Consider the following 16,494-nt stretch of genomic DNA (forward strand, 5'->3'; position numbering starts at 1 on the left):
GGTACCGGCCTGCGGCCGGTTGCCTCCGGCGGGAGTATTTGGAGCCATCGAATGGGGAAGGGCGCGGTTCTTCCCATTCGATGGCCATAAATACTCCGGGGGAGCCCGCATGGCGGGCGGGGGCAGAGCCCCCTTCGACCTTTCAGACGGCATTCAGGTGACATTCAGACGGCGCCTCCGGTCAACGGGGGCGCCGTTCTGCATCAGGCGGCGGGTTCGAGGCCCGACATCGCCAGGATCGCCGCCATGACGGCATAGATGCCGCGCAGGCTCAGTTCCGGCTCCACGTCGATCCATTCGTCCAGCGTATGCGCCCGGCCACCGGTGCCGCCCGACCCGATGCAGATCGCGGGGATCCCCAGCGACATCGGGATATTGGCGTCGGTGGAACTGTCCCGGAAGGTCGGTTCGAAGCCGAAGGCCCGCACGGCCTCGGCGCTGGCGGCGTGGATCGCCTCGCCCGGCGCAGTCCGGCCCGCAGGACGGTTGCCCAGCACCTCCAGCCGCGCCGTGACCTCTCCCTTTGCGGTATCGTTGCGCCCGTTCTCCAGCGTGACCGCAGCCTCCAGCAGCGCCTTCATCTGCGCGTCCAGCCGGTCCAGCTCCGCCGGGTCGACCGACCGCATGTCGATGTCAACAAAGACCTTTTCCGGGATCGCGTTGATGGAGGTGCCGCCGCCCAGGATCGACAGGTTCAGCGTCGTCTTGGGCTCTGCCGGCACCTCGATCCGGGCAAATCCAGCGGCGAATTCGGCCAGCGCATTGGCCGGGTTCACCAGCCCGAAATCGCCAAAGCTGTGCCCACCCGGGCCTTCGAACAGCACCCGGTAGCGGTAGGACCCAACCCCGCCATCCACCAGTTCGGGCGTTTCCAGCCCGTCGACGGTGAAGAAGCTGCCGATGCGCGGCCCCAGGGGATTGTCGTTGAACAGGTGGCGGATGCCGCGCAGATCGCCCACGCCTTCCTCACCCACGTTGCCGACGAAGAGGATATCGCGCTGCGGCCGGATGCCCGCCGCCTTCATCGCCCGGATGATCGCCAGGTTCACCGCCAGCCCGCGCGTGTCATCCCCGATCCCCGGGGCGAACAGCTTCGTCCCCTCGCGGCGTACCGTCACGTCGGTGCCCTCCGGGAAGACGGTATCAAGATGCGCCGCCACCGCGACCATCGCGCCGTTGCCAGTGCCGCGGAAGATGCCATGGGCATTGCCGATCCCGTCGATCTCCACCTCGTCCAGCCCGGCCGCGCGCAGCATCTCCGCATAGGCCGCGCCCTTGGCCTCCTCCTGGAAGGGCGGGGCGGGGATCTCGGTCAGGGTGATGATCTCCTCCACCATACGGTCGTGTCCGGATCGCAGTTCCTCCTGCGCCTTAACGAACCCCGGGTGGGCAAGAATATCTTTCATTTCCATGGACTTGTCCTTCCGATCACTCCTTGGAGGCGGCCTTCAGCCGATACAGCATCTCCAGCGCCTCGCGCGGGGTCAGGTCGTCGGGGTTCATCTCGTCCACCAGCCCTGCCAGCGCTTTCAGCCCCTCCGGCACCTTGCTCACCGGTGCGGGCGGCGGTGCGGCGGCGAAAAGGGGCAGGTCGTCGATCACCGCCTTGGGGGATCCGCCCTTGCGCGCGTTGTCTTCCAGAGAGGCCAGGACCTCCCGCGCGCGGGCCACTACGCTGTCCGGCAGGCCTGCCAGCTTGGCCACCTGCACGCCGTAGCTGCGGTCGGCCGCGCCCATGCGCACCTCGTGCATGAAGATCACTTCGCCGTCGTGTTCGCGCACGGTGACGGTGGCGTTCTCCACCCCGTCCAGCCGCTTCGAAAGCTCGGTCATCTCGTGGTAGTGCGTGGCGAAAAGCGCGCGGGAGCGGTTGACCTCATGCAGGTGTTCCATCGTCGCCCAGGCGATCGAAAGCCCGTCATAGGTCGCCGTGCCGCGGCCGATCTCGTCCAGGATGACCAGCGCGCGGTCATCGGCCTGGTTCAGGATCGCCGCCGTTTCCACCATTTCGACCATGAAGGTCGACCGGCCGCGCGCCAGGTCGTCACTGGCGCCGACGCGGCTGAAGATCTGGCTGACCATGCCGATATGTGCCGTGGTGGCGGGCACGTGGCTGCCCATCTGCGCCAGCAGCGCGATCAGCGCATTCTGCCGCAGGAAGGTCGACTTACCGGCCATGTTGGGACCCGTCAGAAGCCAGATCGACGCCGCCTCGCCCTCGGGCGTCAGGAGGCAGTCGTTGGCGATGAAGGGCGCGCCCTCGCGCTTCAGCGCCTGTTCCACCACCGGGTGACGGCCGCCCTCGATTTCCAGCTTGCGGGACATGTCGACACGCGGGCGCACCCAGTCCTCGGACCGGCTCAGATCGGCCAGGGCCGTGGCCAGGTCGTATTCCGCCAGGGCGCGGCTCAGCCGGGTGATCTCCGGCGCGGCTTCAAGGATTGCCTCGCGCAGCTGGCCGAAGATCCGCAGTTCGATCGCCTGGGCCTGGCCCGCAGCATTCAGGATCCGCGTTTCCAGCGACGACAGGTCGGGCGTGGTGAAGCGGACCTGGTTCGCCGTCGTCTGCCGGTGCTTGAAGGCCTCCGACAGGGGCGGGTTCAGCATCTTCTCCGCGTGGGTGGCCGTGACCTCCACGAAGTAGCCCAGCACGTTGTTGTGCTTGATCTTGAGGGAGGAAATGCCGGTCTCCTCGGCATATTGGCTCTGCATGCCGGCGATGATGCCGCGCCCCTCGTCGCGCAGGCGGCGGGCGTCGTCCAGCTCCTGATCGTAGCCCGGCGCGGTGAAGCCGCCGTCTCTTGCCAGCAGCGGCGGTTCGGCGACCAGCGCCACGTCCAGCAGTGCCAGCAGCTCTTCCTGGCCCGACAGCGCCTCGGCGCTTTCGCCCAGCAGCGGGGGCAGGGCCGCACCCGACAGCCGCGCCGCCAGCACCTCTGCCTGGCCCATGGCATTGCGGATCGCCGCAAGGTCACGCGGGCCGCCCCGGTCCAGCGACAGCCGCGACAGGGCACGGTCCAGGTCCGGAACCTTGCGCAGGCTTTCGCGCAGATCCTCGGCCAGGCGGGTGTGTTCCAGCGCGAAATCCACCGCGTCCAGGCGGTTCGCGATCACCGGCAGCGACCGCGACGGCGAAGAGATCCGCCGTTCCAGCAGGCGCGCGCCTACGGCGGTCACCGTCCGGTCGATCGAGGCCAGCAGCGACCCCGCGCGGCCCCCGTTCATGCCATGGGTGATCTCCAGGTTCCGGCGCGTGGCGGCGTCGATCTGCACGTTGCCGTCCAGCGCTTCCCGCACGGGATGGCGCAGCAGCGGCAGCTTACCCTTCTGGGTGATCTCCAGGTAGTCGACCACCGCGCCCATGGCCGAAACCTCGGCCCGTTCGAAGCTGCCGAAGCTTTCCAGCGTGCCGACGCGGAACAGCTCCGTCAGGCGCTTGGTGGCACCGGTGCTGTCGAAGGACCCGCGCGACAGCGGCGTCAGGGAAATCCCGAACTCCTCCACCAGCGGGCGCAGCTCCGCTTCGTCGGCCTCGCTCACCAGCAGTTCCGACGGGCTCAGCCGGGCCAGTTCCGGCCCCAGCTTCACCGCTGCCATGGGCATCACGTGAAACGCGCCCGTCGAAATATCGACCCAGGCCAGCGCGGCCTCGCCCCGCAGCGTCGCGAAGGCGGCCAGGAAGTTGTGCCGCCGCGCCTCCAGCAGGCTGTCCTCGGTCAGCGTGCCGGGCGTGACCAGCCGCACCACGTCGCGCCTCACCACGGATTTCGATCCGCGCTTCTTCGCCTCGGCCGGGTCTTCCATCTGCTCGCAGACGGCGACGCGGAACCCCTTGCGGATCAGCGTCAGCAGGTAGTTTTCCGCCGCATGGACCGGGACACCGCACATCGGGATGTCCTCGCCCAGGTGTTTCCCGCGCTTGGTCAGGGCAATGTCCAGCGCCGCCGCCGCCGCTTCCGCATCGGCGAAGAACATCTCGTAGAAGTCCCCCATGCGGTAGAACAGCAGCGCGTGCGGATATTGTTCCTTGATTTCAAGGTATTGGGCCATCATCGGCGTGACGTTGGCGGCAGTGTTCATGGGTCCCCCGGGATCTTTGGGGCAATCTACCGATGCTGCACGCGCGGCGAAAGGCGAAACCTCGGGACAGTTGGCAGCTCGCTTGACCTTGTGTAAGAGGCGTAGGCCTTTTGAAGGGAGAGCACCATGACCAAGAGCCGGATCAGCCGCGACGACGCGCTGGCATTTCACCTGGAACCGACCCCGGGGAAATTCGAGATCAAGGCCACGGTGCCGATGACCACCCAGCGGGATCTGTCGCTGGCCTACTCCCCGGGCGTCGCCGTCCCCTGCGAGGTGATCGCGGAACAGCCCGAAACCGCCTATGACTACACCAACAAGGGCAACCTTGTCGCCGTCGTGTCCAACGGCACCGCCGTCCTGGGCCTGGGCAACCTCGGCGCGCTGGCCTCCAAGCCGGTGATGGAGGGCAAATCGGTCCTCTTCAAGCGCTTCGCCGACGTGAACTCGATCGACATCGAGCTGGACACCGAGGACCCCGAAGAGATCATCAAGGCGGTCAAGCTGATGGGCCCGACCTTCGGGGGGATCAACCTCGAAGACATCAAGGCGCCCGAATGCTTCATCATCGAACAGCGCCTGAAGGAAGAGATGGATATCCCCGTCTTCCACGACGACCAGCACGGCACCGCTGTGATCTGTGCCGCGGGCCTGATCAACGCGCTGCATATCTCGGGCAAGAAGATCGAGGACGTGAAGATCGTCCTGAACGGGGCAGGGGCGGCGGGCATCGCCTGCCTCGAACTGCTCAAGGCCATGGGCGCGCGCCATGACAACTGCATCATGTGCGACACCAAGGGCGTGATCTACCAGGGCCGCCAGGAAGGCATGAACCAGTGGAAGTCGGCCCATGCCGCCGCCACCTCTGCCCGGACGCTGGCCGATGCCATGGATGGCGCCGACGTCTTCCTCGGCGTTTCCGTCAAGGGCGCCGTGACCCAGGACATGGTCAAATCCATGGCCCCCAACGCCGTCATCTTCGCCATGGCCAACCCCGATCCGGAGATTACCCCGGAAGAGGTCCACGAGGTGCGTGAAGATGTGATCGTCGCCACCGGCCGGTCCGACTACCCCAACCAGGTGAACAACGTCCTGGGCTTCCCCTACCTCTTCCGTGGCGCGCTGGACATCCACGCCCGCGCCATCAACGACCAGATGAAGATCGCCTGCGCCGAAGCCCTGGCGAAACTGGCCCGCGAAGACGTCCCCGATGAGGTCGCCATGGCCTATGGCCGTGCGCTCTCCTTCGGGCGCGACTACATCATCCCGACGCCCTTCGACCCGCGCCTGATCTTCATGATCCCGCCCGCCGTCGCGCAGGCCGGCATGGAAACCGGCGCCGCCCGCCGCCCGATCATCGACCTGGACGGCTACGAGGAGCAGCTGAAGGCGCGCCTCGACCCGACCGCCTCGATCCTGCGCGCCCTGCACACACGGGCCAAGAACGCCCAGGCGCGGATGATCTTCGCCGAAGGTGACGATCCCCGCGTGCTGCGCGCCGCCGTCGCCTACCAGCGTACCGGCCTGGGCGAAGCGCTCGTCATCGGTCGCGAAGCGGACGTGAAGGAGAAACTGCAGGCCGCTGGCCTTGGTGACGCCTTCGGCGAGCTGAAGATCGTCAACGCCGCGAACACCGAATACCTGTCGGAATACAAGGACTTCCTCTACCAGCGGCTGCAGCGGAAGGGGATGGACCAGCAGGATGTGCACCGCCTGGCGGCGCGTGATCGTCATGTCTTCGCCGCGCTGATGCTGGCCCATGGCCATGGCGATGCGATGATCACCGGCGCGACCCGCAAGTCGGCCCACGTGATGGAACTGATCAACCACGTCTTCGACGCCGGTGCCAAGGATGGCGCCGTGGGCACCACCGCCGTGCTGCTCAACGGGCGCATCGTGCTGATCTCCGACACGCTGGTCCACGAATGGCCGGATGAAAACGACCTGGCCGATATCGCCGAACGCTCCGCCGAAGTGGCGCGCGACCTAGGCCTTGAACCGCGCGTGGCCTTCGTCAGCTTCTCCACTTTCGGCTACCCGGTGTCGGAACGGGCCGAAAAGATGCACCTGGCGCCCAAGGTACTGGAACAGCGCGGCGTCGACTTCGAATTCGAAGGCGAGATGACCGTTGACGTGGCGTTGAACGCCAAGGCCCGGGCGCATTACCCGTTCTCCCGCCTGACCGGCAATGCCAACATCCTGGTGGTGCCCGCGCGGCACTCCGCCTCGATCTCGGTCAAGATGATGCAGGAAATGGCCGGCGCCACGATCATCGGCCCGATCCTGTCGGGCATCGACAAGCCGGTGCAGCTCTGCTCCACCGGGTCCACCGTCAACGACATCCTCAACATGGCCGTCATGGCCGCCTGTAAGGTGAAGTGACATGACCGTCTGGAACCTCGGCTCGGTCAATGCGGATCTCGTCTTCCGCGTGCCGCATCTGCCTGCGCCGGGGGAAACCCTGGCGGCCACCGGGTTTTCCCGGGGGCTGGGCGGCAAGGGGGCGAACATGTCCGTCGCCCTCGCCCGGGCCGGGTCCCACGTGGAACATATCGGCGCCGTCGGCGAAGACGGGCTGTGGATGAAGGACCGGCTGGCGGGCTACGGCGTCGGTGTCGCCCACCTCGCCACGCTCGACGGGCCGTCGGGCCAGGCGGTGATCGAACTGGATGCCCAGGGCGAGAACCGCATCATCATCCTGCCCGGCAGCAACACCCGCGTCGATGTCTTCACCCTGGATGAGATCCTGTCGCAGGCACAGCCCGGCGACTGGGCGATCTTCCAGAACGAAACCAACGGCTTGCTGGATTTCGCCCGGGCGGTGAAGGCACGCGGCCTGCCGCTGGCCCATGCTGCGGCCCCCTTCGATGCCGATGCGGTCAAGCCGCTGCTCGAGCATCTCGACCTTCTGGTGATGAACGAGGTGGAGGCGGAACAGCTGCAGCAGGCCACCGGCCTGACGCCAGATGCCCTTCCCGTGGCCGACGTGGTGATCACGCTCGGCGCCCGTGGCGCGCGCTGGATCGGGCCGCAGGGCACCCGTGACTTCGCGGCGCCCAGGGTCACCCCGGTCGACACCACCGGCGCGGGTGACACCTTCACCGGCTACCTCGTGGCCGCGCTGGAACAGGGCATGGCCATGGCAGAGGCGATCACCCTGGCGCAGAAGGCCGGCGCCCTGATGGTCACCCGCCTGGGCACCGCAGACGTGATCCCCACCCGGGATGAACTCTGATCCAGGGATCTGACCCCGGTGACGGCCGGGCACGAGTTTACCAAAACAACTCACGCGTGCGTCAGAACATGTGACCCACGCGCGGCAACTTCGCCGCGCGGCCTGCGTGACTCCTCCCGAACGAGCCGGATTGGCCAGTTCGTAAAAAACCTTCGGGAGGAATGAAATGAAGATCGCAACGACCGCAGCTGCCCTGACCCTCATCGCCGGAACCGCGTTTGCCGATGACCATATGGGCGCCATGGTAGAGGCCATGGATCAGGACGTCTCCAACGGTGTCGTCAGCGCCTCGATGATCATGGCGCCGGAAAATGGCTGGATGGTGGTTCACCGGACCGATGCCGACATGGCACCGGGTCCCGTCGTCGGCTACGCGCCGCTGCGCGCCGGTGAAAACACCGATGTCGCCGCCATCCTGCAGGAAGACGTGATGTCGGGCGACATGCTCATGCTGATGGTCCACTCCGAGGCCGGCGGCACCATGCCCGGTGTCTTCGAATACACCCTGGGCGCCAAGGAAGACGGGCCGATCAAGCCCGATGGCAGCCTGGTGATGAAGGTCGTCACGGCCGAATGACAGGCAGCGATACAGGCATCTTCAGGTCGAGCAGGAAAAGAGAGGGGGGCTTCTGCCCCCCTCTTGCCCTGTCGGGCAATTCACCCCCCGAGAGTATTTTCAGCCGTCGAATGTGAAAAGAGCCACCGCCCCGGTTGGCTTTCCCCGCGCCGCCTCCTAGCGTCCTCGCAAAAAGGAGGCCCGGATGAGCGATACACGCGAACAGACCGCCCATGACGCGGAACACGATCCCCGCAACGACGACCTGAAGTTCTGGCTGAACGGCAAGGTAGTGTCCAAGGCCGAGGCTGTCGTTTCGATCTACGACTCGGGCTTCATGCTGGGCGACGGGATCTGGGAAGGGCTGCGGCTCTACGATGGGCACTGGGCCTTCCTGGACGAACACCTCGACCGGCTGTTCGAAGCGGCCCTGGCCATCGACCTCGACATCGGGATGACCAAGGGAGAGCTCGAAGTCGCCCTGCAGGAGCTGCGCGCCGCCAACGACATGGAAACCGATGCCCATGCCCGGGTGATGGTGACCCGCGGCGTCAAGGACCGGCCCTTCCAGCATCCCTCGCTGTCCCGCTCCGGGCCCACCGTGGCGATCATCATGGAACATTCCAAACCCGTCCTGGGCCGCCCGATCCGGCTGGCCACCGTGCCCCACCTGCGCGGCCTGCCGATGACCCAGGATCCCAAGCTCAACTCCCATTCCAAGCTCAACTGCATCCTCGCCTGCATCGCCGCCGAAAAGGCCGGCGCGGACGAGGGCCTGATGCTTGACGTGCATGGCTTCGTGAACACCACCAACTCCTGCAACTTCTTCATCGTGCGGAAGGGGGAGGTTTGGACCTCCACCGGCGATTACTGCATGAACGGGATCACCCGACAGAAGGTCATCGACCTCTGTCGTGCCAACGACATCCCCGTGCATGAACGCAACTTCTCCCTCGTCGATACCTACGGCGCGGAGGAGGCCTTCCTGACCGGCACCTTCGGCGCCCAGACCCCGGTGGGCAGCATCGACGGGCGCCAGATCGGCACGGGCCAGCTGGGCCCCGTCACCGAACGGCTGCGCGGGCTCTACAAGGCGCTGGTCGCGTCGGAGGCCGCCAAATGAAGATCGCCTGCTGGTCCGGCCCGCGCAACATCTCCACCGCGATGATGTATGCCTTTGGCAACAGGGCGGATTTCTCTGCCGTGGATGAACCCTTCTATGCCGCCTACCTGAAGATCACCGGCCGCATCCACCCCATGGGGGATCAGATCCTCTCCTCCCAGCCGCAGGACCCGGAGGAGGTCATCGCGGCCCTGACCGGGCCCGACAGCACCCCCCACATCTATCACAAGCACATGGCGCAACACATGGTCCCGCAGGTCCCCCGCGACTGGTTCGCGGACATGCGCCATGTCTTCCTGATCCGCCACCCGGCCCGTGTCATCGCCAGCTTTTCCGCCCGCTACGACAATCCCGAACTGTCGGAAATCGGCTTCCTGCAGCAGGCCGACCTCTTCGATCAGCTGCGGGCAGAGGGGCACGCCCCCCTGGTGGTCGACAGCCGCGACATCCGTGCCGATCCCGAAGCCATGCTGCGCGCGCTCTGCGATGCGCTCTCCCTCGACTGGGATCCGGCGATGCTGTCCTGGCCGGCGGGGCCCAAGCCCTACGACGGGATCTGGGCGGCGCATTGGTACAACGCCGTGCATGGCTCCACCGGCTTTGCCGGGGCGGAAGGCCCCATGCCCCGGCTGGAGGGCTGGCAGGCCGACATGGCCGAAGCCGCGCTGCCCGCCTATGAAAAGCTCCAGTCGGTGCGGCTGACGGTCTGAAACCTGACCCCCTGAAACGAAAAACGCGGCCCCGAGGGGCCGCGTTCAACTTCCGAAAGCTTCGAAAAGCTTATGCGAGGGCGAGGTTCGATGCCGACTCGCGGCCGTCGCGGCCGGATTCGATGTCGAAGGTCACCTTCTGGTTATCCGCCAGCCCGGTCAGGCCGGAACGTTCCACGGCAGAGATATGCACGAAGATATCCTTGCCGCCGGTTTCCGGCGCGATGAAGCCGTAGCCCTTGGTGGTGTTGAACCATTTGACGATGCCGTTGGCCATGTCTCAGTCTCCTGTAAATACTGTCCGCGGAATGCGACAGCGCGGCGTGGTCGGTCTGGATCGAGACTGAACGCCAATTGGGAGACAGTGGTCGAAAAAGAAAAACGTAAGCCCCTCCACCCTAGTCTCAAACGTGGATTCGCACAAGCTGGGTCACTTGGGGCTGCCTCGCAGGCCGATGACCGATGCGCCAGGGTCACGGATCATCTGGCCCCAATCAACTGGGCCTGTTCGTCAGACGCGCACCACCAGGTCGATCAGGGCAGAGGGGCCGGAATGCCCCGGTCCCTCGTCCAGTTCCGCCTCGTAGCTGCGCAGTTCCAGGATCTCCTGCCCTGCGAAGGCCCGCGCCAGCATCTCCTCGGTATAAAGCTGCTCGGCCACTTTCGGCCCGCCGGTGCCATGGGCCAGCTGCGCCACCTCGTAGCCATGCAGCAGGATCAGCCCACCCGGTTTCGTGGCCCGGATCAGCCCGTCGAAGACCGGCCCGCGCTGCGCGGGCGTCAGGAACTGGAAGAAGATCGCGACCATCAGGTCGTACTGCGCGGCATCCCAGTCCCAGGTCAGGATGTCACCCTGTTCATAGCTGACCGCGACCCCGCGGGAGGCCGCCAGGGCCCGCGCCTTCAGCAGGGCGTTTTCGGCCCCGTCAAAGGCCGTCACCTGCAATCCCTTCTCCGCCAGGAAAACGGAATTGCGCCCCTCGCCATCTGCGACGGCCAGCGCGCTTTGCCCCGGGGTCAGCAGATCTGCATGCGCCTCCAGGAACTGGGACGGCGCAGTGCCGAAGACGTAATCGGGGGTGTCGTAACGCGTGTTCCAGCTCATCGGGGGGCCTCCTGTGCTGGCCCCGATATGTGCCACGTGAAACCGGGGGGCAAGGTTGCCGCGCCGGGCTGGCGCGCCGTTCCGCCGGTGGCCCCGGCGGATGCGCGGTGCCTTGCCAATCGTGGTACCAATGGTCCCGCCAATCGTCTTGCCGATCGCATTGTCAGTCGCGGCGCCCCCCGAGTGGGGGCGCCGCGCCGCTCACCCCAGCACCTTGCCCAGCTTCATCGCCAGCCCCATGTCGCCCGTCACCTTGATCTTGCCAAAGGCAAAGGCGGTCATCGGGTTCAGGTTGCCCTGCATCAGCTTCACCAGGTTGTCCCGGCTGATGTGGATCGTGCAGTCCGCCGCGCCATCTTCCAGCGCCACGGCGCCGTCGCGGATGGTGATTGCACCCTCCTCTCCGCAGTCGAACTTGAAGCTGTCGCTGACGGGGCGCTTTTCCAGGCCCCGGGCGATCTTCGCGGCGATCTCTTCCATCGTCATGGTCATCCTCCCTCGTTGCGCCCATTTCGAAGGGGAATCAGCGCCGCGCCAAGGCTGACGTTGGTGCATCTTGACGTAAACGTAACGTCACGCGGAGGCCCAGATTTCGCACCGTTGGAATACCGACGCGATACCGACGTAATACCGACGTTTTTTTCGCGCCTTTTCAGGCCCTTGGCAAAAACGCAAAACGGCGCCCGAAGGCGCCGTTCCGACGAGGTATCCGGCGGGCATCATGCCCCCCGGAAGAGGTTACTTGACCCGTTTGTTCCGGGCTGCCAGCAGCTTCAGCCGCAGGGCGTTCAGCTGGATGAAACCGGCGGCATCCTTCTGGTCGTAGGCACCCGCGTCGTCTTCGAAGGTCACATGCGCTTCGGAGTAGAGCGAGTAGTCGGACCAGCGTGCCATGGTGCGCGCGGCGCCCTTGAACAGCATCAGCTTGACGGTGCCGGACACAAATTGTTGCGATTTGTCGATCAGCGCCTGCAACATCTCGCGTTCGGGGGAGAACCAGAAGCCGTTGTAGATCAGCTCCGCATAGCGCGGCATGATCGAATCCTTCAGGTGGCCCGCGCCGGAATCCAGGGTGATCTGCTCGATCCCGCGGTGTGCTTCCAGAAGGATGGTGCCGCCCGGAGTTTCGTAGATGCCGCGGGATTTCATGCCGACGAAGCGGTTTTCCACGAAGTCGAGGCGCCCGATGCCGTGCTTCTTGCCCAGCTCGTTGAGCTTGGTCAGGATCGTTGCCGGGGACATCGCCTCGCCGTTGATGGCGACGGCATCACCTTTTTCGAAAGTGATTTCAATGTATTCCGGCTCGTTCGGCGCGGACAGGACCGGGTCGTCGGTCCGCTGGTAGACGTATTCCGGCGCATCGACGGCGGGGTCTTCCAGGACCCGACCTTCGGAGGAAGTGTGCAGCAGGTTCGCGTCGACGGAGAAGGGCGCTTCGCCCCGCTTGTCCTTGGCGATCGGGATTTGGTGCTTCTCGGCGAAGTCCAGCAGCTCCGTACGGGAGTGCAGGGACCATTCCCGCCAGGGGGCGATCACCTTGATCTCGGGGTTCAGCGCATAGGCCGACAGTTCGAAGCGGACCTGGTCGTTGCCCTTGCCGGTGGCACCGTGTGCCACGGCGTCGGCGCCGGTTTCTGCAGCGATTTCAACGAGTCGCTTGGAAATCAGCGGACGCGCGATAGAGGTGCCCAGCAGGTAGAGCCCCTCGTAGACGGCGTTGGCGCGGAACATCGGGAAGACGAAATCGCGCACGAATTCTTCTCGGACATCCTCGATGTAGATCTCCTTCACGCCCAGCATCTCTGCCTTGGCGCGAGCGGGTTCAAGCTCTTCGCCCTGGCCGAGGTCGGCGGTGAAGGTGACGACTTCGCAGCCATATTCGGTCTGGAGCCATTTCAGGATGATCGAGGTGTCGAGGCCGCCGGAATAGGCCAGGACGACTTTCTTGGGCGCGGACATATCTGTTCCCTCTTGCGGATGCGAGAGCGGCGATAGCGGGTTTTGCCGGGCAGGGCAAGCGAAGCCCCGCGAAAGCGCCTTGCATACTTGACTTTAGGCCCTTCCGGGCCTGCCACAGGCTTGCCAAAGGCCGCGTCCTGCGGCACCTCTGGCGCATGGATCAGTTCATTCAGGCCGCCCGGGATGCAATGGAAGCGATGCGAGAGGTTTTCCCCGCAACGCCCCTGCTGCGCAATGATCACCTCTCCGCCAAGTACGGGGCAGAGATCTGGTTGAAGCGTGAAGACCTCTCCCCGGTGCGCAGCTACAAGCTGCGCGGGGCTTTCAACGCCATGCGCAAGGTTCTGAAAAACGGACAGGTTTCCGCCTTTGTCTGTGCCAGCGCGGGCAACCATGCACAGGGCATGGCCTATATGTGCCGGCATTTCGAAGTGCCGGGCGTGGTCTTCATGCCGGTGACGACGCCGCAGCAGAAGATCGATAAGACCCGCATCTTCGGCGGAGATTTCATAGAGATCCGCCTGGTTGGCGACTATTTCGATGACACCCTGGCCGAGGCGCAGCGCTATTGCGCCGAAAGTGGCGGGCATTTCCTGGCCCCCTTCGATGATGTCGACGTGATCGAGGGGCAGGCCTCCGTCGCGGCGGAAATCGAGGCGCAATTGCCGGGGCTTGCCGACATGATCGTCCTGCCCGTCGGCGGCGGGGGGCTGGCCTCTGGCGTGCGCAGCTACTTCGGCAATCGCATCGCTTACCGCTTCGTGGAGCCGGAGGGCGGCAAATCCCTGCGGGCCGCGCTGGTCGAGGGGGCGCCCAAGGCCATCAGGATAGAGGATAATTTCGTTGACGGTGCCGCCGTGGCAAAAATCGGGGCTAAGCCGTTTGCGCGTTTGAATGACGTGCCCCTGGCCCATGTTCTTGCCGCGCCCGAAGACCGTATCTGCATCACCATGCTCGATATGCTGAACGTCGAGGGCGTGGTTCTGGAACCCGCAGGCGCCCTGTCGATCAACGCGCTGGAGGACCTGAAGGAGGAGATTGCCGGCAAGCGGGTGATCTGTGTCACCTCGGGCGGGAACTTTGATTTCGAACGCCTGCCGGAAGTGAAGGAACGCGCGCAGCGCTATGCCGGGATCAAGAAGTACTTCGTCCTGCGCCTGCCGCAGCGGCCCGGCGCCCTGCGCGATTTCCTGGAGATGCTGGGCCCCGACGACGACATCAGCCGTTTCGAATACCTCAAGAAATCGGCGCGAAACTTCGGCTCGGTGCTGATCGGGATCGAAACGAAGACCGCCGCCAACCTGGCCACGCTCACCGCGAAGATGGACGAGGCGGGCTTTACCTATCGCGACATCACCAAGGACCCGGTGCTGGCAGAATTCCTGATCTGACCCGAAGGGGCGGGGTCAGGCGGCGATCCTTGCCGGAAGCTCGGCCAGGAAAATCGCGCGGCTTTCGGCGTAACTTGTTCGGATTGCACCCAGATCCACCGCATCACCGACACCGGAGGCCGCCATTGCCTCCCCTTCTGCACACAGGGCGGCAAAATCCGAAAAGCCCAGGTTCAGGGCCGATCCCTTCAGGGCGTGCAGCACCTGTTCCAGGCGGGCGTCATGGGCAAGGGCAGAGAGAGTTTCCTCTACCTCCTCCAGAAAGATCTCGACCACCTCGTCGAATTCCTCGTGCCCGACGTCTTCGCGAAGCTCCGTTACCTGGGACCAGCTGATCATGGCATCCTCCTGCTGCAGCGGGCAGATCCTAGGGGGCCGAACTTAACTTCGGCTGAAGTCCTTTCAGGCCCTTTCCCGAAAACTTTCTCTTTAAGCGGGCTTTAAACGTGCGACCCTAAGGCTGCGGCTTCCGGTCCGACGTGCCGGCGGGAAGCAAGCGGTAGGCGAGGGTGCAGCAAGGCTCGGAACAGACAGCGCAGGAGCGGACCATGGTGGGACAGGGTCGAAGCCAGGCCGGGCAGCGGCGTGTCCTTCTCGTGGACGACAGCCGCCTGCAGCGACGCATCCTTGCGACCTCCCTGAACGGATGGGGCTACGACCTGCGAGAGGCCTCCTGTGGCGGTGAGGCGTTGGAGATTTGCCGGGACTGGCGCCCGGACCTGGTGATCAGCGACTGGATGATGCCCGGCATGGACGGGCTGGAATTCTGCAAGCGCTTCAGATCCTTGCGGAGGGAGGACTATGGCTATTTCATCCTGCTCACCTCGAAGAACGAGAAATTCCACGCGGCGGAGGGGCTGGATGCCGGGGCGGATGACTTCCTGACCAAGCCTGTGAACAAGGCAGAGCTGCGCGCGCGCCTGAACGCGGGGGAGCGGATCCTGGACATGCAGGCGGAGCTGACCGAGAAGAACCGGATCATCCGCCAGACCCTGTCGAAACTGCAGGCGGCCCATGAGCTGATCGACAGCGATCTGATAGAGGCGAAGAAACTGCAGCAGAGCCTTGTGCGGGAACGCCACCGCGCCTTCGGACCGATGCGCATTTCCCTGCTGCTGCGGCCTGCGGGCCGGGTTGGCGGGGACCTGGTGGGCTACTATCCCATCGACGAGGATCGTTTCGGTTGCTTTGCCCTGGATGTGTCCGGCCACGGGATCAGCTCTGCCCTGATGACGGCGCGGCTGGCCGGCTACCTGTCGTCCGCCGCACCGGAGCAGAACGTCGCGCTGCGGCCCCGCATCGGGGGCGGCTACATTCCGCGCCCTCCGGCCGAGGTTGCAGCCTGGCTGAACCGGCTGGTCCTGGGGGAAATGACAACCGAGCATTACTTCACGATGGTCCTGGCCCACATGGAGGTCGAAACCGGGCGGGTCTCGCTTGTCCAAGCGGGGCATCCGCATCCGGTGCTCCAACATGCGGATGGGCGCCTGGAAGAGATCGGTCGCGGCGGCGCGCCGATCGGTCTTCTGCCGGACATGCCCTTTGATCAGGTCGAACTGCAGTTGAAACCGGGTGACCGGCTGCTGATCCAGTCCGACGGGATTACCGAATGCCCCGACCCGCAGCAGAACCTGCTGGATACGCAGGGCCTTTTCGGGATCATGGAGGATCTTCGGGGGATCGGCGGCACCTCGTTCCTGGAGGGGCTGGTCTGGCGCCTGTCGGATTTTGCCGGGCTGGAAGAATTTCCGGACGACATTTCCGCGGTGCTTCTTGAATACCCGGATCCGCAGCGGGACGGGCAGGGCGGCTGACGCCGGGGTCGTTACAGGAACTGCTTCAGGATCGCGGCGTCGCCTTCGCTGGCCAGCATGTCGGCGGCCACTTCGGGCGCCATCCAGACGGCGGTATGGTCGGGTTCGAAGGGTTCGGATTTCGCCATGACCGGGCGCGCCAGGTAGATATGGCAGAGCTTTTCGGCGAACATGTCGTAATCGGGCATCCAGACGAAGCGCCGGTAGACACCGATGCGCCGGGGCGCCGCGATCGTCCAACCGGTTTCTTCCCAGACCTCGCGGTGCAGGGCCTGGACGGGACCTTCGCCCGGATCGATGCCGCCGCCGGGCAGCTGGAATTCGGGTTCCGGCTGTGCCTGGAAGGTCAGCAGCAGCTTTCCGTCACGTGGCAGGATCGCATAGGCCCCGGGGCGGAGCCCGTATTGCGTGTCGGACAGGGGAGGATTGCCGTATCGGCGCATGGCTTTTCCTTGAAGCGGCCTCGCTTGCCCCTTAGGTGGCACCGGGTTATGCCAAGAGCAAGCGGATAGGACCAATTC

Annotated in this window: 15 protein-coding genes; 7 read left to right on the forward strand and 8 right to left on the reverse strand. The window is 65.2% G+C overall.

Translation table 11 applies throughout. The features are described 5' to 3' along the window. Window positions 1–203: 203 nt before the first annotated feature. Together AC2IR1_RS00975 and mutS are read right to left on the reverse strand one after the other, a co-directional pair. Complete coding sequence (locus AC2IR1_RS00975; RefSeq protein ID WP_486474419.1) at window positions 204–1,412, reverse strand: M20/M25/M40 family metallo-hydrolase; 1,209 nt, start codon at window positions 1,410–1,412, stop codon at window positions 204–206. 16 nt (window positions 1,413–1,428) lie between these two features. Then, on the reverse strand, window positions 1,429–4,080 hold the full coding sequence (gene mutS, locus AC2IR1_RS00980) for a DNA mismatch repair protein MutS (RefSeq protein ID WP_486474420.1): 2,652 nt from the start codon (window positions 4,078–4,080) through the stop codon (window positions 1,429–1,431). 126 nt (window positions 4,081–4,206) lie between these two features. On the opposite strand from mutS, the gene AC2IR1_RS00985 reads away from it, so the two are divergent. From AC2IR1_RS00985 to AC2IR1_RS01005, 5 genes are all read left to right on the forward strand, one after another. Further along, window positions 4,207–6,462: an NADP-dependent malic enzyme gene (locus AC2IR1_RS00985; protein WP_486474421.1), complete on the forward strand. Its 2,256-nt coding sequence runs from the start codon at window positions 4,207–4,209 to the stop codon at window positions 6,460–6,462. Window position 6,463: 1 nt separating this feature from the next. After that, window positions 6,464–7,315, forward strand: coding sequence for a ribokinase (locus AC2IR1_RS00990; RefSeq protein ID WP_486474422.1), 852 nt, complete (start codon window positions 6,464–6,466; stop codon window positions 7,313–7,315). 166 nt (window positions 7,316–7,481) lie between these two features. Next, window positions 7,482–7,892 (forward strand): DUF7282 domain-containing protein, encoded by a 411-nt coding sequence (locus tag AC2IR1_RS00995; protein WP_486474423.1) that lies wholly within the window; start codon window positions 7,482–7,484, stop codon window positions 7,890–7,892. A gap of 184 nt (window positions 7,893–8,076) precedes the next feature. Beyond that, window positions 8,077–8,994 carry a D-amino acid aminotransferase gene (locus AC2IR1_RS01000; RefSeq protein WP_486474424.1) on the forward strand — a complete coding sequence of 306 codons (918 nt, stop codon included), beginning with the start codon at window positions 8,077–8,079 and terminating at the stop codon, window positions 8,992–8,994. After that, window positions 8,991–9,704, forward strand: coding sequence for a sulfotransferase-like domain-containing protein (locus AC2IR1_RS01005; protein WP_486474425.1), 714 nt, complete (start codon window positions 8,991–8,993; stop codon window positions 9,702–9,704). The genes AC2IR1_RS01000 and AC2IR1_RS01005 overlap by 4 nt, the downstream gene beginning before the upstream one ends. A 70-nt stretch (window positions 9,705–9,774) precedes the next feature. On the opposite strand, the gene AC2IR1_RS01010 is transcribed toward AC2IR1_RS01005, so the two are convergent. From AC2IR1_RS01010 to AC2IR1_RS01025, 4 genes are all read right to left on the reverse strand, one after another. Beyond that, on the reverse strand, window positions 9,775–9,981 hold the full coding sequence (locus AC2IR1_RS01010; RefSeq protein ID WP_486474426.1) for a cold-shock protein: 207 nt from the start codon (window positions 9,979–9,981) through the stop codon (window positions 9,775–9,777). Window positions 9,982–10,215: 234 nt separating this feature from the next. Beyond that, window positions 10,216–10,809 carry an SAM-dependent methyltransferase gene (locus AC2IR1_RS01015; protein ID WP_486474427.1) on the reverse strand — a complete coding sequence of 198 codons (594 nt, stop codon included), beginning with the start codon at window positions 10,807–10,809 and terminating at the stop codon, window positions 10,216–10,218. A 201-nt stretch (window positions 10,810–11,010) separates the two neighbouring features. Then, window positions 11,011–11,301, reverse strand: a complete 291-nt coding sequence (locus AC2IR1_RS01020) for an SCP2 sterol-binding domain-containing protein (RefSeq protein ID WP_486474428.1) — start codon at window positions 11,299–11,301, stop codon at window positions 11,011–11,013. Window positions 11,302–11,547: 246 nt separating this feature from the next. After that, window positions 11,548–12,768, reverse strand: a complete 1,221-nt coding sequence (locus AC2IR1_RS01025; RefSeq protein WP_486474429.1) for an argininosuccinate synthase — start codon at window positions 12,766–12,768, stop codon at window positions 11,548–11,550. A gap of 155 nt (window positions 12,769–12,923) precedes the next feature. On the opposite strand from AC2IR1_RS01025, the gene ilvA reads away from it, so the two are divergent. Beyond that, the gene (gene ilvA, locus AC2IR1_RS01030) at window positions 12,924–14,159 is read left to right on the forward strand and encodes a threonine ammonia-lyase IlvA (protein WP_486474430.1); all 1,236 of its coding nucleotides are present in this window, start codon (window positions 12,924–12,926) and stop codon (window positions 14,157–14,159) included. A 15-nt stretch (window positions 14,160–14,174) separates the two neighbouring features. Here the strand turns inward: ilvA and AC2IR1_RS01035 are convergent, their stop codons facing one another. Next, window positions 14,175–14,498 carry an Hpt domain-containing protein gene (locus AC2IR1_RS01035; RefSeq protein WP_486474431.1) on the reverse strand — a complete coding sequence of 108 codons (324 nt, stop codon included), beginning with the start codon at window positions 14,496–14,498 and terminating at the stop codon, window positions 14,175–14,177. A gap of 209 nt (window positions 14,499–14,707) precedes the next feature. Between AC2IR1_RS01035 and AC2IR1_RS01040 the strand changes: the two genes are divergently transcribed. Then, window positions 14,708–15,973, forward strand: a complete 1,266-nt coding sequence (locus tag AC2IR1_RS01040; RefSeq protein WP_486474432.1) for a PP2C family protein-serine/threonine phosphatase — start codon at window positions 14,708–14,710, stop codon at window positions 15,971–15,973. A gap of 11 nt (window positions 15,974–15,984) precedes the next feature. Here AC2IR1_RS01040 and AC2IR1_RS01045 read toward each other — a convergent pair whose 3' ends face one another. Beyond that, on the reverse strand, window positions 15,985–16,416 hold the full coding sequence (locus tag AC2IR1_RS01045) for an NUDIX hydrolase (RefSeq protein WP_486474433.1): 432 nt from the start codon (window positions 16,414–16,416) through the stop codon (window positions 15,985–15,987). Window positions 16,417–16,494 lie beyond the last annotated feature (78 nt).

Source organism: Pseudooceanicola sp. NS-SX8 (assembly GCF_057380755.1).

Coding starts and splice junctions, on each gene's coding strand:
- AC2IR1_RS01025 (WP_486474429.1), bottom strand. CDS start 12,768: ATGTCCGCGCCCAAGAAAGTCGTCCTGGCCTATTCCGGCGGCCTCGAC.
- AC2IR1_RS01040 (WP_486474432.1), top strand. CDS start 14,708: ATGGTGGGACAGGGTCGAAGCCAGGCCGGGCAGCGGCGTGTCCTTCTC.
- AC2IR1_RS01010 (WP_486474426.1), bottom strand. CDS start 9,981: ATGGCCAACGGCATCGTCAAATGGTTCAACACCACCAAGGGCTACGGC.
- AC2IR1_RS00975 (WP_486474419.1), bottom strand. CDS start 1,412: ATGGAAATGAAAGATATTCTTGCCCACCCGGGGTTCGTTAAGGCGCAG.
- AC2IR1_RS01045 (WP_486474433.1), bottom strand. CDS start 16,416: ATGCGCCGATACGGCAATCCTCCCCTGTCCGACACGCAATACGGGCTC.
- AC2IR1_RS00995 (WP_486474423.1), top strand. CDS start 7,482: ATGAAGATCGCAACGACCGCAGCTGCCCTGACCCTCATCGCCGGAACC.
- AC2IR1_RS01000 (WP_486474424.1), top strand. CDS start 8,077: ATGAGCGATACACGCGAACAGACCGCCCATGACGCGGAACACGATCCC.
- AC2IR1_RS01020 (WP_486474428.1), bottom strand. CDS start 11,301: ATGACCATGACGATGGAAGAGATCGCCGCGAAGATCGCCCGGGGCCTG.
- AC2IR1_RS01035 (WP_486474431.1), bottom strand. CDS start 14,498: ATGATCAGCTGGTCCCAGGTAACGGAGCTTCGCGAAGACGTCGGGCAC.
- AC2IR1_RS00985 (WP_486474421.1), top strand. CDS start 4,207: ATGACCAAGAGCCGGATCAGCCGCGACGACGCGCTGGCATTTCACCTG.
- AC2IR1_RS00990 (WP_486474422.1), top strand. CDS start 6,464: ATGACCGTCTGGAACCTCGGCTCGGTCAATGCGGATCTCGTCTTCCGC.
- AC2IR1_RS01005 (WP_486474425.1), top strand. CDS start 8,991: ATGAAGATCGCCTGCTGGTCCGGCCCGCGCAACATCTCCACCGCGATG.
- ilvA (WP_486474430.1), top strand. CDS start 12,924: ATGGATCAGTTCATTCAGGCCGCCCGGGATGCAATGGAAGCGATGCGA.
- mutS (WP_486474420.1), bottom strand. CDS start 4,080: ATGAACACTGCCGCCAACGTCACGCCGATGATGGCCCAATACCTTGAA.
- AC2IR1_RS01015 (WP_486474427.1), bottom strand. CDS start 10,809: ATGAGCTGGAACACGCGTTACGACACCCCCGATTACGTCTTCGGCACT.